We start from the raw sequence: 25,133 nt of genomic DNA, 5'->3' as shown, positions 1-25,133 counted from the left end.
AAATGTAGTTTTAGTATTCTCGCTAGAGGGTATCCAAATGTTTTTAATAGGGGTATCAAATGTTAACCCACACGAAATCGTTTGAAAACATCGTTTTTTGGCTGTTTTAACGCTTTTTAAATCAAGAGAAAAGTCCTGAAAAAGAAGAAATATTTTCGAAAAGCTTACTAACTAACTATTGTAGATTCTTTTCAAGTGCTCCTTTTACAATTTCCCCCCAGGGCTTAATCTGAGAATCTGTCCAGTTTCCTTCAGAAGATGCCGCAGGCAAAAGCATAGAACATGTCTCATCCTTATCAGCAATGGACCAAGCCGAAAAAGAGATTTTTCTACTTTCCATCCAACTCAACCAAGCATTCCAAGAAGCGGTATCAATAGGACCATCTCCCGTAGCTTCCATCCCTGCACACTCGGTCACGAAAAGTGGAAGTCCAGCCTGAAAAGCTTTCTCAGCTCTATCTCTCAAATAGTCTTTATGCGTAGCCGCATAGAAATGCAAAACATACATAATATTCTCCTGATTCAAAATGGGATTCTGAGCTACCAGATGTATATCCTGAGACCAAGTAGGAGAACCAACAAGAATCAAATTATCTGGATCGTACTTTCTGATTTCTTTGATGATCTCCTCACTATATGCCTTCACCTCTTCCCATGTTTCATAATCTGGTTCGTTGAAAAGCTCATAAATCACATGTGGGCTATCTCCATACGTCTGCGCCATTTCTATAAAAAATTCCCTCGCTTGTTCTGGATATAAGTCATGACTATGCCAGTCTATGATCACGTACATATTCTCAGCGATGGCGGCATCTACTACTGCTTTGATTTTCTCGATGGCGAATTCTGGATTTTCTAAATATGCACCAGCTGGGTCCACTCCCATTGCTGCTCTTACCAAGTTGGCATTCCAGTCGTTTTTTAGCCACTTGACAGCAGAAGTATTATAAAATCTAGGCCACCAATTATGCCAGCCGAAGCTTACTCCGCGAAGCATAACAGCTGTTCCTTCGCTGTCTGTCAACTTTCCATCAGTTACTTTAAGCTGTCCAAAGTACTTCACTTCGCCAACTGGCTCAGGATCTGGTGTTGCGACAGGGGGATTGGCAATTGGATCGGGAGCAGAAGCTTCCGAACATGACACTAATAGCAGGCATGCAATGACTAAAAATCTTTTCATTCTGTGGGTTTGTTAATTGAGTTGTCAATTTTACAACTACAGAATTTCAAACCTGGGTATCAATTGTTTCCGATTAGGGTAATGATCGTTAACTAAAGATAAAAAATCTACTCAGCAGCAATTTCCTGCTGTTTTGCCGCATATTCTGAAGGAAGCATAGAGAATTCCGCTTTGAAGTGTTTCGCGAAATACTTTGCGTTATTATAGCCCACCATATAGGCAATCTCTGAGATATTCAACTGGCTTTTTGCCAATAGCTGAGACGCTCGTTTCAATCTGATGAGGCGAATAAATTCAATCGGGCTTTTTCCTGTGATGGACTGGAGTTTTTTGTACAAATGAACTCTACTCATCCCCAATTCCTTACTCAGAAATTCTACTGACAACTGAGGGTCTTCCATGTACTTCTCCACAACTGCCACTGCTTTCTGAATCAACTGATCGTCAAGGGATGTCACCTTCACTTCCGAAGCGTTTATTTGAATTTTGTTACGATTTTGCTCTTGGATCAGGTTTCGCTCACGCAAGAGATTCTTGACGTTAAGTTGCAAAATCTCAAGATTGAATGGCTTTGTGAGATAAAGGTTACAGCCAGAATCCAAACTCTGAACCATCGTTTCTTCGGACTTTTTGGCGGTAAGCAAGATTACTGGAATGTGGGAAGTTTTAATATCACCTTTCACCTTCTGACAAAATTCCTTTCCGTCCATTTGGGGCATCATGAAATCAGAAATAATCAAGTCTGGTATATGCTGCTGTGCTAGTTCCCAACCTTGTAACCCATTATTAGCCGTAAGAACCTGGTAATTTTTGGAAAGACAGTCCTTTAAATAATTTCTGAATTCCACATGATCCTCAGCGAGAAGAATCACTTCTTTCAAATCTCCGCCTTCATTGACAACGACTTCATCCTCTTCCTCCCAATCATCCGGAATAATCAACACCAATGGTATAATCAAACTAAAAACTGAACCCATACCTGGCTCAGATTCTACCCTGATCTCTCCTTTCATCGTTCGTGCAAAATCCTGAACCAAAGACAAGCCAATGCCACTACCCTGATTCAACTGCTGTTTATGTCCTTCTGTGGTATAAAATCTTTCGAAGATATTCTCTTGGTCTTCCTTAGAGATCCCAACGCCAGTATCGGATACAGAAAGAATCAAAATGCCATTCTCCTCATTTTCCTGCTGTAGCTCTAATGCAACTGTGATTGCACCATCCTCCTGAGTGAATTTGAAGGCATTGGATAGCAAATTGAACAGGACTTTCTCCAACTTGTCAGGATCAAAAATCGCCTGCTGCCCATGGGTATTTGTTTCGAAGTTCAGGTGAATATGCTTGTTTTCGGATAGCTCATGGAAGTCTGCCACACAGTCCTTGATGAATTGTACCACATCGCCTTCTGAAGGATGGAATGCCAAACCTCCATTTTCTATGTTTTTCACATCTAGCAATTGGTTAATCAACTTGAGTAAGCGTCTGGCATTTCGCTGAATGATCTTGTATTGACTTAATAAGCCTGTGTTTTCGGTCTCAGAAATCAGGTGCTCGGTAGGCGTTAAAATCAAGGAAAGAGGCGTTCTGAATTCGTGACTTAGATTGGTGAAGAACTTGGTTTTAAGCCTGTCCAATTCCTGTACCCGCTTTGATTCACGAAGAGCCTGCTCTCTATCAAAATTCTCTCTTTGTCTAGTCAACATCTGATGCCTGAAATAGAATATGATGGCTAGAACTGCAATCAGGTATAGGAAATAGGCAATTGGAGTCTTCCAAAAAGGAGCTAGAATCTTAATATCCAATTTGTATTCATACAAACTCCAGCCATCCAAAACCGTCCCAGGCTGCACTACCAAGGTGTAATTCCCTGGATCAAGGTTAGTGAAGGTCACTTTTGCCAGATCATCATTTAGATATATCCAGTCGTCATTGAAGCCCAGCAACTTATAGCGATACTTGTTTTTTTCTGGGTAAAGAAAGTTCAAGGCAGAGAAACCAATTGAGAAAATATTTTCATCATGCTTAAGCACAAGCTGATCCATTTTTTCTAAAGCCTTGGGCAGGAGTATTCTATTACTTAACTCATCTCCTACATTGACGTCCTCATTGAAAAGCTGGAAATCTGTGAAGACTACTTTTGGATTGTTTCTTTCAAAGGCGAAATTTTCGGTTTTGAATATATTATAGCCATTAGGTCCACCGAAGATGAATTCATTTTTACTCGTTTTGAGAGCAGCATTTTTATTAAATAAAGCCGCCTGAAGTCCATCCTTCTGATCAAAATTCTGAAACGTAATAGAGAAAGGATTTACATCTCTATTAATCTCAGCATAACTCAAACCCATCTGGGAGCTAATCCACAGATTACTCGCATCATCTTCCACCAAATCAACAAGATATGATGTAGGCAATCCTTCAGCTTCACCATAATGCACAAATGAGCTATCAGTGGTATTGAAATAGTATAGGCCATCCAAAGCTGTCACCCACAATATTCCATTTGAATCCATAAACAAATCAGTGGTATTCGAATTTAAAAGACCATTACTCTGACTCTCCGAATAAAATGCGTGTTGACCAGTTTCGTAATTCAACATATTCAGGCCAGATCCTCCAGAAACCCAAATATTCCCAGCTTTATCCTCTGCGAAGCCAGTGATGTACTGGTTGTTGGTGAAAAATGGAGGACTTCCAGCAGGGTAATTATGAAAAACCTTTCTATCTACATCTAGCATAGAAATCCCAGATCTTAATGTGCCTATCCAGATTTTGCCTGTACTATCCTCAAAAAGCTTCCAAATACTAGGGCCTGGGATACCTGACACATCCTCTGGTTGATAATGGTAATTCTTAAAATCCTTGCCATTAAAGCTTCCCAAACCATTCAAATAGGTACCTATCCATAATATACCATCATGATCAATCATCAAGTCTACGATGACATCGCCAGTTAGACTATTCTTAGTGTCTGGATTGTGCTTATAATGTTTATAGGTATTCGTTTTTCTATTATGGTAGTAAAGTCCCCCTCCATTAGTGCCTATGTATAAGTTGCCTAAACTATCCTCAGCAAATGCATTAACGTCATTGAATGGAAGTGAATTAATGTCAGAAAAATTTTTGCGTACATGAGAAAAACGCAGCAAACCCTGATGATAATAAGCCACACCTTTCTTATGAGTGCCTACCCAAATAATGTCTTCATTGTCTTTGTATAAGGAATAGACCACATTATGAGGCATAGAATTATCCTGAACATTTTCACCATTCAGGTATTTGACGCTACCCGTATTTTTATCAAGAACATTTATCCCTCCATGGTCAGTACCTAGCCATATTTGTCCCTTCTTGGCTTCAATAATGGTTTTGACCATATTATTATTTAACCGAAACTGTCCTCGCTCTTCTTGATTGACTTCAATCTCGTGCGTATAACCATCTATGAAAAAAACGCCCAAATCTCGCTCTGGGTCTATGATCCAGGCATCTCCATCTGAATCAATCATGATCTCATATGAAGCAGCTACTGGAATTTCATCCTTAGGAAGCCTCAAGGTCATGGTTACAATCAAGCGATTTGGATCCAATAGATCGATTGCTCCAGAACTGTGAACAACCCATATCAATCCATCTGGTGCTTCGGAAATAGCTACTACCTGGTTAGAAGTCAGACTACCCTTCTCTTCATTTTTTTTGACATAAGCTGTTTCTCCAGTAGACTCATCATAGATGCTGATACCCTTGGCAGGATGGGTAAACCAAAACCTATTCTGGCGGTCCTTCATCAGCATACCTACTGAATCTGAAGCTAAGTGGTAAGTGGAAGAAAAAACTGTTACACCTCTTGAAAAGTGATTTTCTTCAGGATTATAGATATCAAAAACTCCATTTACGCTTTTCACCCAAAGCTCATCTTTTGGGCCAACAAACATCTTCTGGATATCATTATGAGAAATAGAAGTGGAGTCTTTCGTATTTAAAAAAATCTTTGTTCTCGTGCCATCGTATCGATACAAACCATAGGCTGTACCATACCACATCATTCCATCAGCATCTCTGATTATACTCAGGATATTGGAATTGGATAAACCTAGACTTTCATCCAAATTTCGGAAAACCAGCTTTTCTACTTCGCTTTGGGCGACCACTGTCCCAGACCAAAGCATCAACAAACAAGCTATTCCACAAACAACATATCCTTTCATACACTAGCAACTATAGATGCCAAATTATGAGATTTAAAGGAGACATCTTATTCCCATCTAGATATTTTACAAATTCATCGAAAGTTTTTCACTAAAAAAGTCCGATTGAATAAGATCAACCGGACTTTTGAAAATAATTTATAAAAGATGCTTAGATAAATCTATTCAATAGATTTTCAAAGTACTCTTGTTTACCAGAGGTCTGAATAGGCTCTCCTACTTCAGCGGCATAGTTTCTCAAATCTTCGAGTGTAAGTTGCCCAGATTCAAATGACTTGCCTTTACCTGAATCAAAGCTCGCGTAGCGATTCTTTCTTCTTTCCAAATAATCAGACTTGTCCAAAATATCCTGAGCGATCAACATACCTCTCGCAAATGCATCCATACTACCGATATGTGCATGGAATAAGTCATCCATGTCTGTGGAGTTTCTTCTGATTTTAGCATCAAAGTTTACTCCTCCTCCTTGAATTCCTGAAGAAGTCAGGAGCACAAGCATTGCTTCAGTCATTTCCTGTAAGTTCATCGCAAACTGATCAGTATCCCAGCCATTTTGATAGTCACCTCTATTCGCATCGATACTTCCAAGCAGACCTGCATCAGCACATACTTGAAGCTCGTGCTGGAAGGTATGTCCAGCCAAGGTAGCGTGGTTTACTTCAATGTTCAATTTGAAATCTTTGTCCAAACCATGCTGTCTCAGGAATCCAATTACCGTAGCTGCATCGTAATCATACTGATGCTTGGTAGGCTCCATTGGCTTAGGTTCGATGAAGAATGTTCCTTTGAAACCGTTCTTTCTAGCATAATCACGTGACATAGTCAGGAATTGAGCTAGGTGCTCAGTCTCACGCTTCATATCTGTATTGAGCAAAGACATATAGCCTTCACGACCTCCCCAGAACACGTAATTTTCTCCATCCAATTTGATGGTAGCATCTATGGCATTTTTCACCTGAGCTCCTGCCCTAGCCACAACACTCATATCTGGATTGGTGGAAGCACCATTCATATACCTTGGATGGCTAAAGACATTAGCTGTACCCCAGAGAAGTTTTACTCCAGTTTCAGCTTGCTTTTGCTTAGCATAATCAGTGATGATATGCATGTTTTTCTCATAGTGACCTAAAGTTGGACCTTCATCGACCAAGTCAATATCATGGAAGCAATAATAAGGTGCTCCTATTTTGGTGATGAATTCGAAAGCAGCATCCATTTTGTCTTTGGCTCTCTGGATAGGATCCGCTGCTGCATCCCAAGGATGAACGATGGTACCTGGCCCAAATGGATCTCCACCAGTACCGCAGAAGGAATGCCAGTAGGCAATAGAGAATTTGAAGTGCTCCTTCATGGTCTTACCGGCGATTAGACGATTCTCGTCGTAATATCTAAAAGCAAAAGGATTATCACTTTCCTTACCCTCGAAAGGGATTTTATCGATAGATGGAAAATAAGTTTTTGACATGTTTACTTTGGTTTATTAGTTATTTATAGGTTTGAAATTCAAGTATTAATTCATTTTTTGGATAGCCTCTAGTTGAGTTTTCCAATAGGAATAAACTTCTTCATATGGCTCAAAGAAATGCTCATTAGGCTCAATAGTTTCTAGCAATTCCAAGCCTTCAAATGCTTCTGTCTCTGTAGAAAACACCCCTGCTCCAATGCCAGCTCCTCTTGCAGCTCCCTGCGCTCCATCTGTATCATACAGTTCCAGCACTACTTTGTTCATGTGAACAAAAGTCTTACGGAACACAGGACTCAAGAACATATTAGCTTTGCCTGCTTTTACAGTATTGAGGTCAAGTCCCATATCCTGCATAATACGGAACCCAAAGGTCAATGCAGAAACAATTCCCTCTTGAGCTGCACGAATCATATGTTTCTTATCATGCTTGAGCAAATCCAAGCCAAGCAAATGTGCTCCTACATACTGGTTTTGCAATATACGTTCAGCTCCATTTCCAAAGGGAATGAAAGTCAACCCTTCTGATCCTATCGGTGCAGAACCTCCCAGGTTGTTCATTTCGTTGTATTCAATATGAGCAGCGCCCATGATTTTTTTCAACCAACTGTTCAAAATACCAGTACCATTAACACAAAGTAAAACTCCATAAGATGGCTTTTCCTCGGTATGATTTACATGGACAAAAGTATTTACCCTAGATAAGGGGTCGTGAAGTGGCTTATCCGTAACTCCATATACCGTACCTGAGGTACCTGCAGTAGTTGCCAATTCACCTGGCTTCAACACTTGAAGTGAAAATGCATTATTAGGCTGATCACCAGCCCGGTATGAAATAGGAACTCCTTCTTCTATACCTGTGACTTCAGAAGCTATCGCGGAAACACGACCCTGAATAGAATAAGAAGGGACAACCTCAGGAATCCAAGATTTGGAAATCTTATAGTTATCTAAAACCTGATCACTCAAACCGTTTTTCTGAAAATCCCAGAAAATACCTTCAGACAATCCTGTCTCGGAAGTGCATATCTCACCGCTCAATCTCATCGCAATAAAATCTCCCGGAAGCATCATCTTATGAACTTTCGCAGCAAGTGCAGGTTCATTTTCAATCACCCAGCGAAGTTTGGAGGCAGTGAAATTCCCAGGAGAATTCAATAAGTTCTTGAGGCAATATTCTTCCCCAAGATCTCTGAATGCTTTTTCCCCTATGCCCACTGCTCGGCTATCACACCATATAATAGATGGTCTCAGAACATTTTGCTCCTTATCGACCAACACCAATCCATGCATTTGGTAGGCAATACCGATTCCTTTCAGTTCACCCTTCTTTACCGCAGTCTTGTTCAGTACATAGCGGATAGAATGTTGCACATACTTCCACCACATTTCTGGATCCTGCTCAGCCCAGCCCTTTTCGGGAGAATCTATGATCATTTCCTCCTCGGGAAATGCCTTTGATAAAATAGACTTACCTGAATCTGCATCAAGTAAGGAGGTTTTGACGGATGAACTTCCTATATCAATTCCTAATAATAAACGTCTCATTTAATTTGATTTACCAGAATACGATATAAAGTGCGGCAGTAATTCCTGTAATTAGAATAGCACCGATTTTAAATGTGGTACTCGTACTGAATAGTTCCTTGTTTATTTCTATGCTGTTTGGATGATCTTTTCCTTTGCCTTCTACCAAAGAAATAATAATCATCAAAGCTGCAAGAATCAAGAAAACAACTCCCATTCTATCAATGAATGGCAGTGCCGGGAAAATAATTTTCAATACTACAGAAAGCGGAATACTCAATGCCGCACCAGTCAGAGCAGCGTTTGAAGTGGTCTTCTTCCAGAATACGCCAAAGAAGAAAATAGCAAATACTCCTGGACTAATGAATCCTGTATATTCCTGTATAAACTGAAATGCCTGATCCAGCTGGCCAAGCGCTGGAGCTACTACTGATGCAATAACAAATGCAAGTACTGCGGTAATTCTACCTACTCTTACCTGCTTCGTCTGGCTGGCATTCTTATCAAAGTGCTTATTGAAAATATCCATGGTGAAAATAGTAGAAGTACTATTTGCCATCGATGCTAAGGATGACACTATCGCTGCAGTTAATGCTGCAAAAGCAAGTCCTTTCAAGCCTACTGGAAGTAAATGTAACAATGTAGGATAAGCTCTGTCGGATTTGATCAGTCCAGTGACGGGGTCCTTCATAGAATCAATAAAGCTTGTATCTATTCCATTGGTGACGATCACATAAGCTGCAATACCTGGAATTACTACGATCAAAGGCATCAACAATTTCAAGAAACCTGCGAAAATCATCCCTTTCTGCGCTTCATCTAGGCTTTTGGCAGCCAAGGCACGTTGGGTGATGTATTGGTTGAAACCCCAGTAACTCAAGTTTGTGATCCACATACCTCCAACTAATACTGAGATACCTGGAAGATCCAAGTAAGCATCACGAGTACCACCAGATCCATCCGGAATCATCATTTCACCTTTGGATAAAATCATCGAGAAGTGTCCTGGAACTTCTCTTCTCAATAATCCCAATCCTTCCCACGCATCTCCACTACCTACCATCTGCAATGCGATATAAGTAGTGGCCAAACCACCTGCTATAAGGAATACCACCTGGATCACATCAGTCCAAGCCACCGCTTTCAAACCTCCATAAATAGAATAAAGCATGGCGAAAGCGGCCAATCCTGCAATGCCATATCCTAGCGGAATACCCATAATGGTATTTAGACTCAAGGCACCTAAGTACAATACTGAAGTCAAGTTCACGAATACATAAAGTAACAGCCAGAATACGGCCATTGTGGTTCTTACACGTGAATCATATCTATCTGCCAAAAAACCAGGCATGGTATAGATCCCCTTTTTGATATAGACGGGTAAGAAAAATATGGCTACCACTAGTAAGGTGATAGCTGCCATCCACTCATAGGTAGAGATCGCAAGTCCGAGCGCAAAGCCAGAACCTGACATCCCTATAAATTGCTCTGCTGAAATATTGGATGCAATTAATGATGCTCCTACAGCCCACCATGGAAGTGCTTTTGAGGCAAGAAAATAATCTGAGGAATCTTTGATGTGTCCTTTTTTCTCTCGGGACACAAATAAGCCCATTCCGACGATGAGCAGACAATAGCCAATAAATACAGCTAAGTCTAAAGGTTCTAAAAGCATAAATTGTTAGGTTAGGTTTTGGGCAGTTAGTTTGGGTAATCGACTAATCTTGTTAGAATAGCCCGATAAAGATAATATTTTCAAGATAACGTCCGTAAAAATAACTCGCTATTTCTAGTTCAATTAAACAATTCTTTTAAAAATGCAATTGGCACAATTGAAAATTTCTTATCCTGGTAATTTTCTAAATAACTGACACCCGATGAGTTAGTGACAAAAACCTGCTCCGAATTCACCAATTCTTCTAGTTTAAACTCTCCTATATGAATAGGAATATTTTTTGAATCTAAATAGTCTATCAAGACCTGCCGACTTATGCCATTGATACATCCACAGCTTAGAGAAGGCGTGAAATATTCACCTGACTTAATCCAAAAAATATTAGCAATACTGGCTTCAGATATATAACCTCGATGATCCAGCAGAATAAGTTCATCCAAGCCTCTTTCCTTTTTCTCTTTATTAGCCAGTATATAAGGCATAGCATTGAGAGTCTTAAATTGAGACCATAAACTAGGATACAGCTGTACATTTTTGGAGACAGCTACATGCTTTTTAATAGGACTCACAAGAGTAGCCTCTGCTATTTGCAAAACTTGGATTAGATCAGATTCCTCTGGGGTATATTTTCCAGCACCAGCACGAAACACGGACCATCTAATTCGCTTGCGTTCTTTAGGGAATTTACTTGCTAATAGGGAAATGAGTTCATTTGAATTAATCATCGAAAAATCCAAGCCTAGCAGCTCCATTCCCCCGCTTAGCCTCAGGAGATGCTTGTCAAAAAAACGTATATGATCCTGATCCCAGACCATAGTCTCAAACAAACCGTCACCATAGCTACTGGCACGGTTTGGCAACTTTATTGTATCTTCGCAGAACCAAGTTTCGCTAGGAGAGGATTTTTGATAGATTGTTTCGATTTCGGTCATTATACTGTTCATAATCGGTCAAATATCAATTTTGTAGAATGTAGATGATGTTAAACTATCTAAACATGTCACCATTTAAATCGCATTCAATACAATAAATAAGAATTTTTGCATGAAATCGTAAGAACGATTTTACCTTAGCATCAAAATTGGAATATTAAACCCAGATGGCAAATAAAAGTAGTGTTTTTGATATGATTGGACCCATTATGATCGGCCCATCTTCTTCCCATACTGCAGGAGTTGTACGAATCGCAAGAGCCGCTGTTCGTGTTTTGGGTGGCATACCTGACGAAGCTGTTATCACCTTTTATAATTCCTTTGCCAGAACTTACGAAGGGCACGGAAGTGATCGAGCAATAGTTGGTGGATTGATGGATTTCAAAACAGATGATCCCAACATCAAAACAGCACTTGATATTGCCAAGGAAAAGGGATTCAACTTCCAGTTTAAATCTATTGCTAATTCCTCTATTCACCATCCAAATACCATTAAGCTTAATCTCAAAAAAGGAGAAAGAACGGTAGAGGTCGTAGGAGAAAGTTTAGGTGGAGGCGTAATCAACATCTCAGAAGTAGATGGTTTTGTAGCAAATTTCTCAGCTGCTGACCACACCTTAATTATCAAAGCAGAGGATATCTCTGGAGCTATTGCCTTTATTTCCGCTGTACTCGCTCAGTCCAAAGCCAATATCGCCACCATGTCTGTCTCAAGGAAAGGCAAACACGACCTAGCTTGTCACGTGATAGAAATGGACTCTGGAATCAGGGACATCACTATAGAATACCTAAAATCCTTATCCTGGATTTCCGAATTAATATATATACCAGACATTGACCTTTAACTACACTATGAAAAAATTCCTACTAAGCTTTACATTAGCTGCTGGGATTGGTTTTTCAACTTTTGCACAAGAAACAGTTGTTCCTTCAGGCCCTCTCGACCTAGAGACAGCTGTCAATATTGCGTTGGAAAACAACCTAACACTGAAAAGAAGTGAACTAAACCAACTCTCCAATGAAGCTACCCTTCTACAAAATCAAGGACAGCGATATCCTAATCTAACTACTGGGGCTAGTTCTGGCTATAGATGGGGTCGATCTATTAACCCGGTAACCAACCTTTTTGAAACAGCAAGGATTGGTAACATTAACCTATCGGCATCTTCCAACCTTACCTTATTTGCAGGTAACCAGATCAATAATTCTATTAAGCAATCCAAAGTGAATTTGGAAGCAGGTTTGCACAATATTGAAGCAACAAAAAATGACATTACCCTAAACATCATTAATTTGTTTATCAATGTGGTGTTTAATAGGGAGCAGGTAAATGTGGCTGAAAATCAATTATCAACTACCAAAGATCAACTGATCAGAACTACCAAATTGGTGGATGCTGGCTCCTTGGCTTTTTCTGATCAATTAGATATACAAGCTCAAAATGCTACGAATGAAGTGAATCTGATCAATGCCAAAAACAATTACAATATTGCTAAGCTAAACCTAGCCCAAGCATTGCAGATTCCTTATACTCCAGAGTTCTCTGTGATTGAGCCTGAATTCGAAATCAACGAATCACTAATGGCCACAGAAACCCCGAAAGCTATCTACATGACGGCATTGGAAACTATGCCTGAGATCAAAGCTGCTCAAGCAAATATAGAAAGCGCTGAATATGGAGTGAAACTTGCTAAGGCAGGTTACTACCCTACTCTAGGAGTTGGAGCAAATATTTTCTCCAATTACGTAGATCAAGTTTATGGAACTGAAAGACCCAGCTTCGGTACACAGATTGAAAATAACCTTTCAGAGGCAGTAAGTTTATCTTTGAACATTCCTCTATTTTCTAGATTGAGCAATAAGGCTGGTGTACAACGTGCAAGAGTACAGTACAGAATTTCTGAAGTTGCTGCTTTGGAGGCAGAGAATCAACTAAGAAATGATATCGAAACTGCCTATAATTCTGCATTAGCATCACAGCTAACTTATGAAGCATCTACAGTTCAAGTAACAAGTTTGCAAGAGTCTTTCAGAATAGCACAGCAGCAATTTGACCTCGGAGCAATCAATTCAGTAGATTTTCAAGTTGCACAAAACAACCTTTTCAACGCACAGGCAGATTTACTTAATGCCAAATACACATATATTTTCAGAGTAAAAGTTCTCGATTTTTACCTGGGTAATCCAATTAATCTTAACTAAACCATGGCCAATAAGAAATCAAATAAGCTATTGTACTACCTCCTAGGAGGAATTGTAGTCCTAATCATTTTTGCAGTAATCGCTCGAAATGCTGGATGGGTAGGCGGTGACAAAGAAACTCAAGTAGAGGTCGCTACCGTAAAAAAGGTATCAATTATAGAAAAAGTAAGTGCATCGGGTGAGATTCAACCTGAAGTAGAAGTAAATCTAAGTCCAGATGTAGCTGGTGAAATTATTGCTTTGCATGTACAAGAAGGTGATTCTGTCGCCGCAGGTATGCTGTTGGTGAAAATCAGACCAGACAACTTTATCTCTGCATTGGATAGAACCAAAGCAAACTTCAATCAGCAGGAAGCTAATTTGTCACAATCTCGTGCAGCATTGCAGAGATCTGAGGCTCAATTCACGCAGGCTCAGCAAAACTACAATAGACAAAAAAGTCTTTATGAGCAAAAAGCCATTTCTGAGGCAGATTACGAGCAAGCACAGTCTACTTACATTACTGCTGAGAAGGATTTGGAAGCAGCAAAACAAAGTGTTCGTGCCTCTGAATTTGTAGTGAAAAGCTCGCAAGCATCTGTAGATGAAGCCTCTGAAAACTTGAGATTGACCAATGTATATTCTCCAGTAAATGGAATAGTATCCAACCTCTTGGTAGAGCAAGGAGAACGAGTGGTGGGAACTCAGCAAATGGCAGGTACAGAAATGTTGACTATCGCTGATCTTTCTAAAATGGAAGTAAGAGTGGATGTAAACGAAAATGATATCGTAAGATTGAGTTTGGGTGACACTTCTATTATTGATGTTGATTCTTATGCTTACACAGGAAAGACATTTAAAGGAGTAGTAACTAGTATTGCCAATACAGCCAACGTAAAAGCATCAGCAGATGCAGTTACAGAATTCAAGGTGAAAATCAGGATCTTAAATGATTCATACCAAGACTTGGTAGATGAAGGAAAGAAATACCCTTTCCGACCTGGAATGACTGCTTCTGTTGAAGTTATCACGAATTCTAAAAACAACGCTCTTTCAGTTCCTCTAGCAGCTGTAACGACCAGAGAGCACAAGCGAGATACCTTGGTAGCAGGTGCGACCCGCGCCAAAGAATTGGTATTTGTGAATGATGGTGGAGTTGCCAAATTGAAGGAAATCACAACAGGTATTTCTGACTTCCAAAATATTGAAGTATTGGAAGGACTGACTGAAGGTGAGCAAATCATCTCAGGCCCTTACTTCATCGTAAGTAAGGAATTGAAAGAAGGAGATAAAATAGCGCCGGTAGAAGGCAAAATCATAGCCGTCAAAAAGGATTAATAGCTAAGTGCGAAAGTTCTTTCGAACTTAATTCTTCCTAATTACGCATACCAAAAAAGCCCTGTGAATTTAATTTCACAGGGCTTTTTTGGCTAAAGACTTGAAGCTAAGCTCACCATTTTTTCAGCTGAGCATAGACTAGATGTAATGGAAAACCCATCACATTATAGTAGGAACCTTCGATCTTTTCTACGCCCATAAAACCAATCCATTCCTGAATACCATATGCTCCGGCCTTATCCATGGGGTTGTATTGATGAATGTAGTGCCAGATTTCCTCCTCTTCCAGAAATCTAAAGGTTACGATAGTCTCATCCTCCAGCGTGATTTGCTTAGTCTTATCTCTAAAAGTAACAGCCGTCATCACGGTATGAGTAGAACCAGATAGACTCTTGAGCATATCAAAAGCTTCATCTTCTGTATTAGGTTTCCCTAAGACATGGCCATCGGCTATTACCACAGTATCTGAAGTAATAAGAATATCATTTTCTGAAAGTTCATCTACAAAAGCCTCAGACTTCAGTTTGGAAAGGTAAGCCGCTACATATTCCGCCTGAATATCTTTGGGAATAGTTTCATCCACCGAATTGACTCTTACCTCAAACTCCACCTCTAAGCCCTTCAATAACTCTTGACGCCTTGGGGAATTAGAAGCGAGTATAATGTTCTTATCGCTCAGCTTACTTAAAAAAGGCTTCATAGTCGAATTCAAATTCATCTTGTTTAATGCTGGCGAAAAGTAATCCACCCAGCGCTTTAGGATAGAAATAGGTAGATTTCTGTGGCATCAAATGTCCACTTCTACATACTTCTAATACTTGTTTCATCTCTAATTCTCGAGTAATGACAGCAAAACTTGCCTTTCCAGAACGTACTTCCTGCAAGCATCTTGAGAAATTACGTTCATAGACAAGCTGATCCGAGTTCCTTTGATCAGGTATCGCTATGCCTAGAATCCTTGCAAATAGCAGTTCGTGAAGAATTGCCAGATCCAGTTGCCTGATACTTTCAGGTAGGTGCAGATTGATCTGATCAAACTTCCCTACTTTCAATTCAAGCATATAGCTCTCCTCTCCCATTACTAATCCAAAGGTATGAGGTTTATGGAAAGCGTAGCCACCTAATTCTTCAGGATCAGCAAATTTTTTCACCTCAAACCATTCTCTGATCTTTTCTAGCAGCACTTCCCGCGAGAGTTCTAGTCCATAAAACAGGCGATGAGTAGGAAGGATTTTCAAGTGATTCCCAAAGGTATTAGTCAAATACATCAGATGATAATCATGTCCCTTCCATCTCGTGTCTGGCAATTGTCCATGCATTGACTTACGATATTCAATTGCTCCCTCGAGTCGGTGATGTCCGTCAGCCAAGATTACCTGCTTGTCTTTCAAAACTTCTAGAAACCTGCTGATGATGTCTGGATCCTGAATCAAGCCCATCACTTCCCTTACTCCCTGATAATCTTCCAGTTCATATAGCGGCTCAGCGATGGCTTCATCCATATATTTTTCTAGCAATTCTTCGGTATCCACATATAACCCATGCGTTGGACTAGCCTGCATCTGAGAGGTTTGCAAAAGCTCAATTCTATCATTCACAGAAGAGACAATGGTATTCTCATGTCTCAAAATAACCTCATCACTCCATTCATAAGCTTTAATCTGTGCGATAAATCCTTTTCTACAGCGCTCATCATGTTCCCCAGGAAGTCGGAAATATTGATAATACACATAGATACCAGGTTGCTTATCCTGCTGAATGATGCCTTCAGATTTCCATTTGTTGAGAGTTGCCAAGGCATTTTGAGCAGGATTCTCTCCCATCGGAACGGATAGATGGATGCTGTTCAATGGATTCTCATAAAGTAGCAGTCGCTGTCGCTCCGAAACCACATCGAAAAGTGGTGCAGTCAATTCCTCCATTTTGGGAGTCAAAGCTTCAGCATATCGCCAAGCTTTTAGTGGTATTATCTCAGCCATCTTACTGAAGTCTATTTCTCCATCCTGACTCTTGCTTCATCGTGGATTCAGATTGTAACTTTCCAGAAGACTTATTTTGTGTAAAAAACTCAACAGCCAAAGCTGCTAATAACTCCCTTTCTACATCAGAGACTTCCTCTTCGAGCACATCAGGAGTAAAATAATTCTCTACAAACTTGGTGTCAAAATCACCGCTTACAAAAGCCTTGTGAGTGATAGCGAATTTACAAAAGTCAAGAGTAGTCTGAATTCCTACAATCTTATACTCATCAATTGCACGCAGCATTTTACCTATAGCGGCATCACGGTTTTCTGCATGGGTGATTAGTTTTGCAATCATGGGATCATAATAGATTGGAATGTCCATTCCCTCTTCGAATCCATCATCCACTCGAACTCCAGCACCTTGAGGACGCCTATATGTTTCGAGTTTACCTATATCAGGAAGAAAGTTATTTTTTGGATCTTCTGCATAGACACGAACTTCAAGAGAATGCCCATTGATTTTCAGCTCATCTTGCGTGAAAGAAAGCGCTTTTCCTTCAGCAATTAGAATTTGCTCACGTACCAGATCTTTACCAGTGATCATTTCTGTCACCGGATGCTCTACCTGTAGCCGGGTATTCATTTCTAAGAAAAAGAAATTCAAATCTGCATCGACGATGAATTCCACCGTACCAGCCCCATAGTAGTCACAGGCTTTGGCTACGCCTACCGCTGCTTCGCCCATAGCCTTTCTCATCTTAGGCGATACAACAGCTGAGGGAGCCTCCTCTATGACTTTCTGATGCCTTCTCTGAATAGAGCACTCCCGCTCAAACAGATAAACAATATTTCCCTGCTGATCTCCTAAAACTTGGATTTCTATATGTCTCGGGGAACTGATGTACTTTTCTATAAATACAGCACTGTCGCCAAAGGAAGATTGAGCTTCACTCACAGCACGCTGCATTTGTTCTTCAAACTCCCCTTCATTCTCTACCACTCGCATCCCTTTGCCCCCGCCACCAGCACTTGCTTTTATGAGGATAGGATAGCCAATCTCAGTTGCCCGAGTTTTTGCTACAACAATATCAGAAATCGCTTCCTCAGTACCTGGAACTAATGGAATCTCATACTTGGCTACAGCCTGCTTGGCTGCCAACTTGGATCCCATCACTTCTATTGCTTCCGGAGACGGACCAATAAAAATCAAATTTGCCTGATTTACTTTTCTGGCGAAATCAGCATTTTCTGAAAGAAAGCCATAGCCTGGATGAATTGCATCTACTCCCAATTCCATACACACAGCAATTATTTTGTCTCCCAGCAAATAGGACTGAGATGATGCTGGAGGACCCAAACACACAGCTTCATCCGCAAAAAGTACATGAGGAGATAGTCTATCTGCCTCAGAATAAACTGCTACAGTAGCTATTCCCATTTCCCTAGCAGTTCTCATAATACGCAAGCTGATCTCCCCGCGGTTTGCTACTAGTAGTTTTTTGATTTTTGCCATGCTCTCTGATATTAAAAGTTAGAATTTTGGGTTTAAGCGAAATAAAGAAAATTATCCGAGTTTTGTTAAGAATCGTTTGTTTCAGCCCTGTTTTTTGCTTGGCAGGCATATAAGTTTTATTTTTGTCGGATTTTAATGAACAGATCATTAAACCCCATATCACTTAAATTCGAAACGCTTTGGATCTATTTGCAAAATTAAAAATGAACATGGGCCCTTTGGGCAAACACTCTGAGTTTGCAGACGGCTATTTCTCCTTTCCCAAACTAGAAGGCGAAATTGCTCCGAGAATGAAATTTCAGGGGAAGAATGTTCTAACCTGGAGTTTGAATAATTACCTAGGACTAGCAAATCATCCTGAAGTACGTAAAGCTGATGCGGATGCAGCTGCACAATATGGCGCTGCCTATCCAATGGGCGCACGTATGATGTCAGGACAAACCACACTTCACGAACAATTAGAGGATGAATTGGCAGCCTTTGTCAAGAAAGAGAAAGCATATTTATTGAATTACGGTTACCAAGGAATCATGTCTGTGATTGACTCACTACTAGATAGAAAAGATGTGGTAGTCTATGATTCAGAATGTCACGCTTGTATCATTGATGCACTAAGAATGCACTTGGGCAAAAGATACGTTTTCCCACATAATGATATCGCAAACTGTGAAAAGCAGTTAGAAAGAGCGACTAAACTAGCCAATGAAACTGGAGGCGGAATCCTTGTGATCACTGAAGGTGTTTTCGGAATGACTGGAGATCAGGGCAAGTTGAAAGAAATCGTTGAGTTGAAGAAGAAGTTTGACTTTAGATTACTTATTGACGATGCACATGGTTTCGGTACATTGGGCAAAACTGGTGCTGGTACAGATGAAGAGCAAGGTGTACAAGATCAAGTAGATCTTTACTTCTCCACCTTCGCCAAATCTATGGCAAGCATCGGCGCATTTATCGCTGGAGATCCAGAAGTGATATTGTATTTGAGATATAATATGCGTTCACAGATTTTCGCCAAGTCACTACCGATGCTATTGGTAGTAGGTGCCTTGAAGCGTCTTGAGTTGTTGAGAACACAGCCGGAACTGAAGGATAATCTTTGGAAAATAGTCGGAGCACTTAGAAAAGGACTACATGATAATGGATTCAGCACTGGACAATCCAACACCCCAGTGACCCCCGTAGTACTTAATGGAACTGTAGGTGAAGCTGCGGCATTAACTCATGATCTAAGAGAGAATTATAGTATTTTCTGTTCCGTAGTAATCTATCCTGTAGTTCCTAAAGGAATGATAATCTTGCGATTAATCCCTACAGCTGTACATACCCTAGAAGATGTAGAAGAAACGATCACAGCATTTGCTGCTATCAAAGAAAAATTACTGACGGGAGTTTATAAGAATTCTAAGTTGGCCAATTCTTTTAGTGAGTAAAAAAAAGTCAAAAATATGCCCCTCAGGATTGATTTGGCAAGTTTTTGGGCTATATTGAATTAAAATAAACTTATCATCAACTTTAATAAAAACACTTTGACTATGAGCAAATTTAGTGAAGTAAGCACACTGGTTAATTCTCTTAAAGACGATTTTGAGAAGTTCTACGAAAAGGGAAATTCAGCCGCTGGTACAAGAGTTAGAAAAGGAATGCAAGACTTGAAAAACTTAGCTCAAGAAATCCGAAAAGAGGTTCAAGACAAGAAGAACGAAGGATGATTCCAACAAAAAAAGGTGACTAAATAGTCACCTTTTTTTATGTAAAATTCAATTTAAAGTGGAGATCAATACTCCACTTTATTATTTTCTTGATTTATATCCGCTAGTCTTTTACTAGGATCTATCTCTATGGATTTGATCGTATCGGATTTTTTATTGATTGTAATTGTCTTGGTAGGATTAGTCCATGGCCAATCTTCAGATAGTATACGATTAGCTGCACCAGCTTCAGGAGCTTTTTCACCTCTCATGATTTCCAGTGGCAAATACACCATCTCAGAAGTTCCATCCTTGTACGTGATTACCAAGTCTATAGGCATTGGCATCAAGCCTATGCGTTCCAGTGTGATTTCAGTTTGATTCCCCTGTGCTTTCATCTCCTTCACTCCATAATCAATAGTCTTGGTGCTATTCACAAAATACTCCTTGTACCAATCTAACTCCATACCACTTTGCTTCTCCATGATTCGGACAAAGTCATTTACATTTGGATGCTTAAAGCCCCAAGTGTTCCAGTAGCTCAATATTCCTTTATCCCTTGCTTCTTCCCCAATGATATAGCCCATTTGAGCCATAAATACTGCTCCTTTGGAATATGCTGCAGAACTGTAAGCAGAATTGGTATGATAATGATCTGAATGAGTGCTCATAGGTTCTTCTTTGCCAGACTTCACCAATCTATAATAACCTGCATAAGATCCTCTCAATGGCATCTCACTTGGTCTGTAAATAGCCGCCATAGTCAGCGCAGATGCATAGCTTGTAAATCCTTCATCCATCCATGGATAAAGTGCCTCATTGGTAGCAATTACTCCCTGATACCAGCTATGTCCCAATTCGTGAACCATCACGCCCACAAGTCCATTGAGATTTCTACCGCCAGTGATTAATGTGGACATTGGATATTCCATTCCGCCGTCTCCACCTTGAATTACAGAAAACTGCTTATATGGATACTGACCAAAGTGCTCAGACATATACTCAATCGCCTTTGGAGTATAGTCCATCAGCTTCACCCAGTTCTCGGTCACTTCGTCGTCAGAAGGGATATATAGATGGTGAACAGTCACCCCATTATCCATTAGAAATTTGTCATGACGATATTTTGGATCTGCTGCCCACATGAAATCATGAACCTTAGGAGCCTTGAAATGCCAAGTAAGTTTATCCCCCTTGGCTGGAGCTACCTTCACCCCTTTGTCCTCATAGCCATGACCGATCTCATTTGGATTTTGTAAATAACCCGTACCACCTAGCACGTAAGTTTTGTCAATTGAGATCTTCACATCAAAGTCTCCCCAAATGCCATAGAATTCACGACCAATATATGGGTTGGCATGCCAGCCCTGCTCGTCATATTCTGACATCTTAGGGTACCACTGCGACATAGAATAGCGCACGCCTTCCTTGCTGTCTCTTCCAGATCTTCTGATCTGTAATGGTACTTGGCCGTTGAAAGACATTTCAAATTTGGCGTTGGAATTTGGCAAAATCGGTTCTGAAAGCTCAACTTCCAATACCGTCCCTACCTCGTTGTACACAACTGCTTTGCCATTCATCGTAAGGCTAGATACTCTCAAGTATCCAATCTCGTCTGGCGTCAATTTGCTGATACGATCCCCTACTCTACGGTCTGGATCAGCGATACTTCTAGATCTCTCATCCATCATACTACCTGGCTGGAAAGCATTGTAATACAGGTGATAGAATACCCGATCTAAAGTATCAGGTGAATTGTTGGTGTAAATCAATACTTGAGTACCGCTGTATTGATTGGTGTTGACGTCCATATCGACGTCCATTTGGTAGTCTGCAGCTTGTTGGAATCTCCCTGTTTGGGCAAAGGATTCGCTACTAAGTACCATTAAAAGAAAAAGCCCATAAAAAGGCTTAGCCAGGTTAATATGCATAGTAATGTAGTTTTCACAAAGAAAACCAAATTGAAAATCCTTCCCAAACCACCAGTCAAAAAAAGGAAGAGTAAACTAGGTGATCCTTATTGGTTTTTGAGGAGGATGGACTACAAAGTAAAAAAGCCCAAAAGGGCTTTATAAATAATTATGGGTTGACGAAAAACTAATCTCCGTAATGCTCAGAATAATACTTTTGATAGGCACCAGAAGTCACATGATCTAGCCAGTCTTGATTGTTGAGATACCAATCGATGGTAATTTCTATTCCCTCTTCAAATTGCAGACTTGGTTCCCAGCCTAGCTCCTGCTGGATCTTGGTAGCATCAATCGCATAGCGCAAGTCATGTCCAGCACGATCTTTTACATAAGTGATCAGCTTTTCAGATGTACCAGCTTCCCTTCCCAGCTTCTCGTCCATTTTGGAACAAAGCAACTTTACGATATCGATATTTTTCCACTCATTGAAGCCGCCAATGTTATATGTTTCCCCTTCTTTCCCTTTGTGAAAAACAGTGTCAATTGCTCTAGCATGATCTTTTACAAAAAGCCAATCACGCACATTCTCCCCTCTTCCATAGACAGGAAGCGGTTTATTCGTCTTGATATTATGAATACAAAGTGGAATCAGTTTCTCAGGAAAGTGATTTGGTCCGTAATTGTTGGAACAGTTAGAAATCACCGTTTTCATTTTGTAAGTATTGGCATATGCTCTCACAAAATGGTCTGAAGAAGCCTTGGATGCTGAATAAGGCGACTGTGGGTCGTATGGAGTGTCTTCCAAAAAGAATCCACCATCATGCAGGGATCCGTAAACTTCATCCGTCGAAACATGATAGAACAAATGATCCGATAGCTTATCCTTCCAAAATTCCTTCGCGGCATTGAGTAAATTAACCGTACCAAATACATTCGTTTTCACAAAAGCCAAAGGATCTGTAATCGATCTGTCCACATGAGATTCTGCTGCCAAATGGATTACATCTGTGATAGCATGCTTTGCAAAAATTGCTTTAAGTGCCGATTCATCTTGAATATCAGCCTTTTCAAAGATATAATTGGAAGTTCCTTCTACAGCCTTCAAGTTCTCCAAATTCCCAGCATAGGTCAAAGCGTCTAGATTGACAATGGTATAGTCAGGATACTTTTCTACGAATAATTGTACCACATGGCTACCGATAAAACCGGCACCACCTGTAATCAGAATTGATTTGCTCATCTTATTTTTTGTAGTAATCTAAATACCAATCAGTGAAAGACTTCACTCCTTGATCTATAGGCGTATCAGGCTTGTAACCTGTGTCACGAACCAAATCAGAAACCTCCGCATGAGAAGCTGGCACGTCACCTGGTTGCAATGGTAGCATGTTCATTTTGGCTTCCATACCCAATCCTTTTTCTACTGCATGAATGTAATCCATCAGTAAAACTGGAGAAGAGTTTCCAATATTATACACCTTGTAAGGAACAGTGGAACTTCCAGGATCTGGGTTTAACTTATCAAAATCAGTATTTGGACTTGCTGGTCTATCTGCTACTTTGATCACTCCCATCACTATATCATCTATGTAGGTGAAGTCACGCTTCATATTACCATAGTTGAACACCTGAATAGCTTCGCCTTTCAATATGGCTTCTGTAAACAGAAACAATGCCATGTCTGGTCTTCCCCATGGTCCATAGACCGTAAAGAATCTTAAACCTGTGGTAGGAATTTTAAAAAGATGACTATAAGTATGGGCCATTAGTTCATTAGACTTCTTAGAAGCTGCGTACAAGCTGATCGGATGATCTACAGAGTCTGAAGTTGAGAATGGCATCTTTTCATTTGCACCATAAACAGAACTTGAAGAAGCATACACCAGATGCTTAACCGGATGAAAGCGGCAGGATTCCAATATGTTCAGAAAAGCAACAATATTACTCTCTATGTAAACTTCTGGATTGGTCAAAGAATAGCGAACGCCAGCTTGTGCAGCAAGATGAATGACTACGTCAAATTTTTCCTGAGCAAAAAGGGCCACTAATGGGTCTTTGTGAGAAAGGTCTAACTGAATAAATCTATAGCCAGAAAAACTTTCCGATTGGACCATTTCACCATTTTTTACTTTATCTCGCTGAATACCCATGTTGGCAAGCCGGGCGTGTTTCAGATTGATATCGTAATAATCATTGATAATATCCAGACCAATGACCTCATCCCCTCTCTCCAACAATTGTTTTGCAACGTGAAATCCAATAAATCCGGCAGTTCCGGTAACCAGGTATTTCATAGATAAAAATTCATGTTTTATTGATGACCAAATATAAGTTATTCCGCGCTATCATGCTTGCTCAAATCAAGCTGGTATTGAGCAAAAATTTCATGTTGAACTTGGCTGCGTTCATAATTCTCACAAACCTCCTGATATAATTTAGCCGCCATCTCAGCCATCTTATCACGTTTTACAAAGGCAAATTCCATTGCTTCTTTGAGTATTTCTACATTTTTGACAGGGAAAATCAAACCCGTTTTTTGCTGTGTAATGATATCTGTATTGCCAATAATATCCGAACAGATCACAGGCACTTCCATAGCTCCAGCCTCCAAAATCACATTTGGAAAACCTTCACGGTGCGAAGGATGAACCAACACATCTGCCAAAGCAAAATAATGTGCCACATGATCCGACCAATCTATCTGTACGATTCTAGGGTGATCAGTTATTATTTTAATTGTCTCAGGATCAAGCGGATTGAGGTCCTGCTCAAAACTCCCCAACAAAACGAGCTTTGATTTTCCTACAATTTTAGAGCTCAAAAAAGCATCAACCAATTCGTGTATTCCTTTGTCTTTGACTAGTCTACCCACCGACAAAATGATAAAATCATCTTCTCCAGGAAGAATACGCATAGTGGCAGCCACCAAGTGATTTTCTTTCAAAACACCACGGTTGAACCTTGCAAGATCAACTCCATTGGAGGAGCCTTTACCGATCACATGAAGTTTCTCTGCAGGACAAAGATTATTCTCGATCACAAAGTTTTTCAAACCATTGGAATTAGGCCAAACCTCAGTAGCATAACTATAGGTGATCTTCTCCATTTTTTCCAAAAGAGACCTTTTTCCGCCTTCAGCAGCCATAAATGGAATACCTGCAAGCGTGTGAATCCTCACCTTGACTCCAGCAAATTTGGCTGCGATCATTCCCAACAATCCGGCTTTAGGAGTATGCGTGTGTACAATATCAGGTTGCTCTTTTTTGATCAGCTGATATAGCTGCCAAAGGCATTTCAGATCTTGAAATGGAGTGATTTTACGTGTAAAAGGGATGACTTCATGCCTAGCCCCTTCTGCTTTGATTACCTGCGGAAGTTCTCTGCCATCAGCACTCAGCATCAATACATCCCAACCTTGTTCCCGCACAAACTTCATTTGCCCTGCGAGCAGTAATTTCAAAGAAATCGGAACGGTGGTGATTCGTATGAGTTTTGGCATCAAAAAGAGTTTCTATATAAAAGATCGAAGTTAAGACTTTTGCGTCTTTTATCCCTGCA

General features: G+C 40.2%; 18 protein-coding genes. 5 read left to right on the top strand and 13 right to left on the bottom strand.

All coding sequences use genetic code 11. From position 1 onward, the window contains the following. Positions 1-175: 175 nt before the first annotated feature. The 6 genes from LV85_RS05830 to LV85_RS05805 form a co-directional block, all read right to left on the bottom strand. Entirely contained in the window at positions 176-1,180 is a 1,005-nt protein-coding gene (locus tag LV85_RS05830) for a glycoside hydrolase family 5 protein (RefSeq protein WP_111317262.1), read from the bottom strand. A gap of 107 nt (positions 1,181-1,287) precedes the next feature. Beyond that, positions 1,288-5,385 (bottom strand): hybrid sensor histidine kinase/response regulator transcription factor, encoded by a 4,098-nt coding sequence (locus tag LV85_RS05825; RefSeq protein WP_111317261.1) that lies wholly within the window; start codon positions 5,383-5,385, stop codon positions 1,288-1,290. Positions 5,386-5,536: 151 nt separating this feature from the next. Continuing rightward, positions 5,537-6,850: a xylose isomerase gene (xylA, locus tag LV85_RS05820; RefSeq protein ID WP_111317260.1), complete on the bottom strand. Its 1,314-nt coding sequence runs from the start codon at positions 6,848-6,850 to the stop codon at positions 5,537-5,539. Between the two features lie 45 nt (positions 6,851-6,895). Beyond that, a complete protein-coding gene (locus LV85_RS05815) occupies positions 6,896-8,395 on the bottom strand; it encodes a xylulokinase (RefSeq protein ID WP_111317259.1) in 1,500 nt (499 codons plus the stop codon). Between the two features lie 10 nt (positions 8,396-8,405). Then, positions 8,406-10,049, bottom strand: coding sequence for a sodium/sugar symporter (locus LV85_RS05810; RefSeq protein ID WP_111317258.1), 1,644 nt, complete (start codon positions 10,047-10,049; stop codon positions 8,406-8,408). 119 nt (positions 10,050-10,168) lie between these two features. Beyond that, a complete protein-coding gene (locus tag LV85_RS05805) occupies positions 10,169-10,993 on the bottom strand; it encodes an aminotransferase class IV (protein ID WP_111317257.1) in 825 nt (274 codons plus the stop codon). A gap of 155 nt (positions 10,994-11,148) precedes the next feature. Between LV85_RS05805 and sdaAB the strand changes: the two genes are divergently transcribed. From sdaAB to LV85_RS05790, 3 genes are read left to right on the top strand one after another with little or no spacing between them, the layout of a single operon-like run. Further along, positions 11,149-11,826 carry an L-serine ammonia-lyase, iron-sulfur-dependent subunit beta gene (gene sdaAB, locus LV85_RS05800; protein ID WP_111317256.1) on the top strand — a complete coding sequence of 226 codons (678 nt, stop codon included), beginning with the start codon at positions 11,149-11,151 and terminating at the stop codon, positions 11,824-11,826. 7 nt (positions 11,827-11,833) lie between these two features. Further along, positions 11,834-13,183, top strand: coding sequence for a TolC family protein (locus LV85_RS05795; protein ID WP_111317255.1), 1,350 nt, complete (start codon positions 11,834-11,836; stop codon positions 13,181-13,183). A 3-nt stretch (positions 13,184-13,186) separates the two neighbouring features. After that, the gene (locus tag LV85_RS05790; RefSeq protein ID WP_111317254.1) at positions 13,187-14,500 is read left to right on the top strand and encodes an efflux RND transporter periplasmic adaptor subunit; all 1,314 of its coding nucleotides are present in this window, start codon (positions 13,187-13,189) and stop codon (positions 14,498-14,500) included. A gap of 112 nt (positions 14,501-14,612) precedes the next feature. On the opposite strand, the gene LV85_RS05785 is transcribed toward LV85_RS05790, so the two are convergent. Genes LV85_RS05785 through LV85_RS05775 form a run of 3 tightly spaced genes read right to left on the bottom strand, consistent with a single transcriptional unit; the run spans position 14,613 to position 17,977 of the window. Further along, positions 14,613-15,200, bottom strand: a complete 588-nt coding sequence (locus LV85_RS05785; RefSeq protein ID WP_111317253.1) for a Maf family nucleotide pyrophosphatase — start codon at positions 15,198-15,200, stop codon at positions 14,613-14,615. Continuing rightward, positions 15,181-16,479, bottom strand: coding sequence for a DUF1015 domain-containing protein (locus LV85_RS05780; RefSeq protein WP_111317252.1), 1,299 nt, complete (start codon positions 16,477-16,479; stop codon positions 15,181-15,183). Before LV85_RS05780 ends, LV85_RS05785 begins: the two co-directional genes overlap by 20 nt. A 1-nt stretch (position 16,480) precedes the next feature. After that, positions 16,481-17,977 (bottom strand): acetyl-CoA carboxylase biotin carboxylase subunit, encoded by a 1,497-nt coding sequence (locus LV85_RS05775; protein ID WP_111317251.1) that lies wholly within the window; start codon positions 17,975-17,977, stop codon positions 16,481-16,483. A gap of 179 nt (positions 17,978-18,156) precedes the next feature. On the opposite strand from LV85_RS05775, the gene LV85_RS05770 reads away from it, so the two are divergent. Next, positions 18,157-19,407: an aminotransferase class I/II-fold pyridoxal phosphate-dependent enzyme gene (locus LV85_RS05770; RefSeq protein ID WP_111317250.1), complete on the top strand. Its 1,251-nt coding sequence runs from the start codon at positions 18,157-18,159 to the stop codon at positions 19,405-19,407. Between the two features lie 102 nt (positions 19,408-19,509). After that, positions 19,510-19,686 carry a histone H1 gene (locus tag LV85_RS05765; RefSeq protein ID WP_111317249.1) on the top strand — a complete coding sequence of 59 codons (177 nt, stop codon included), beginning with the start codon at positions 19,510-19,512 and terminating at the stop codon, positions 19,684-19,686. A gap of 65 nt (positions 19,687-19,751) precedes the next feature. Here LV85_RS05765 and LV85_RS05760 read toward each other — a convergent pair whose 3' ends face one another. The 4 genes from LV85_RS05760 to LV85_RS05745 form a co-directional block, all read right to left on the bottom strand. Then, on the bottom strand, positions 19,752-21,596 hold the full coding sequence (locus LV85_RS05760; RefSeq protein WP_111317248.1) for a M1 family metallopeptidase: 1,845 nt from the start codon (positions 21,594-21,596) through the stop codon (positions 19,752-19,754). Between the two features lie 166 nt (positions 21,597-21,762). After that, positions 21,763-22,815, bottom strand: coding sequence for a dTDP-glucose 4,6-dehydratase (rfbB, locus tag LV85_RS05755; RefSeq protein WP_111317247.1), 1,053 nt, complete (start codon positions 22,813-22,815; stop codon positions 21,763-21,765). A 1-nt stretch (position 22,816) separates the two neighbouring features. Next, positions 22,817-23,869 (bottom strand): NAD-dependent epimerase, encoded by a 1,053-nt coding sequence (locus LV85_RS05750; RefSeq protein ID WP_111317246.1) that lies wholly within the window; start codon positions 23,867-23,869, stop codon positions 22,817-22,819. 38 nt (positions 23,870-23,907) lie between these two features. Continuing rightward, positions 23,908-25,074, bottom strand: coding sequence for a glycosyltransferase family 4 protein (locus tag LV85_RS05745; protein ID WP_111317245.1), 1,167 nt, complete (start codon positions 25,072-25,074; stop codon positions 23,908-23,910). Between the last annotated feature and the right edge of the window lie 59 nt (positions 25,075-25,133).

It is taken from the genome of Algoriphagus chordae (genome assembly GCF_003254055.1).
Taxonomy (GTDB): Bacteria; Bacteroidota; Bacteroidia; order Cytophagales; family Cyclobacteriaceae; genus Algoriphagus; species Algoriphagus chordae.
Note: the sequence above shows the minus strand (reverse complement) of the source record. Positions and strands in the feature narration are given on the sequence as shown.

Bases quoted from the DNA above. Each gene is read 5' to 3' on its own strand.
- LV85_RS05745 (WP_111317245.1), bottom strand. From the start codon at position 25,074: ATGCCAAAACTCATACGAATCACCACCGTTCCGATTTCTTTGAAATTA.
- LV85_RS05790 (WP_111317254.1), top strand. From the start codon at position 13,187: ATGGCCAATAAGAAATCAAATAAGCTATTGTACTACCTCCTAGGAGGA.
- rfbB (WP_111317247.1), bottom strand. From the start codon at position 22,815: ATGAGCAAATCAATTCTGATTACAGGTGGTGCCGGTTTTATCGGTAGC.
- LV85_RS05785 (WP_111317253.1), bottom strand. From the start codon at position 15,200: ATGAAGCCTTTTTTAAGTAAGCTGAGCGATAAGAACATTATACTCGCT.
- sdaAB (WP_111317256.1), top strand. From the start codon at position 11,149: ATGGCAAATAAAAGTAGTGTTTTTGATATGATTGGACCCATTATGATC.
- LV85_RS05810 (WP_111317258.1), bottom strand. From the start codon at position 10,049: ATGCTTTTAGAACCTTTAGACTTAGCTGTATTTATTGGCTATTGTCTG.
- LV85_RS05750 (WP_111317246.1), bottom strand. From the start codon at position 23,869: ATGAAATACCTGGTTACCGGAACTGCCGGATTTATTGGATTTCACGTT.
- LV85_RS05795 (WP_111317255.1), top strand. From the start codon at position 11,834: ATGAAAAAATTCCTACTAAGCTTTACATTAGCTGCTGGGATTGGTTTT.
- xylA (WP_111317260.1), bottom strand. From the start codon at position 6,850: ATGTCAAAAACTTATTTTCCATCTATCGATAAAATCCCTTTCGAGGGT.
- LV85_RS05780 (WP_111317252.1), bottom strand. From the start codon at position 16,479: ATGGCTGAGATAATACCACTAAAAGCTTGGCGATATGCTGAAGCTTTG.
- LV85_RS05775 (WP_111317251.1), bottom strand. From the start codon at position 17,977: ATGGCAAAAATCAAAAAACTACTAGTAGCAAACCGCGGGGAGATCAGC.
- LV85_RS05825 (WP_111317261.1), bottom strand. From the start codon at position 5,385: ATGAAAGGATATGTTGTTTGTGGAATAGCTTGTTTGTTGATGCTTTGG.
- LV85_RS05815 (WP_111317259.1), bottom strand. From the start codon at position 8,395: ATGAGACGTTTATTATTAGGAATTGATATAGGAAGTTCATCCGTCAAA.
- LV85_RS05765 (WP_111317249.1), top strand. From the start codon at position 19,510: ATGAGCAAATTTAGTGAAGTAAGCACACTGGTTAATTCTCTTAAAGAC.
- LV85_RS05830 (WP_111317262.1), bottom strand. From the start codon at position 1,180: ATGAAAAGATTTTTAGTCATTGCATGCCTGCTATTAGTGTCATGTTCG.
- LV85_RS05760 (WP_111317248.1), bottom strand. From the start codon at position 21,596: ATGCATATTAACCTGGCTAAGCCTTTTTATGGGCTTTTTCTTTTAATG.
- LV85_RS05805 (WP_111317257.1), bottom strand. From the start codon at position 10,993: ATGAACAGTATAATGACCGAAATCGAAACAATCTATCAAAAATCCTCT.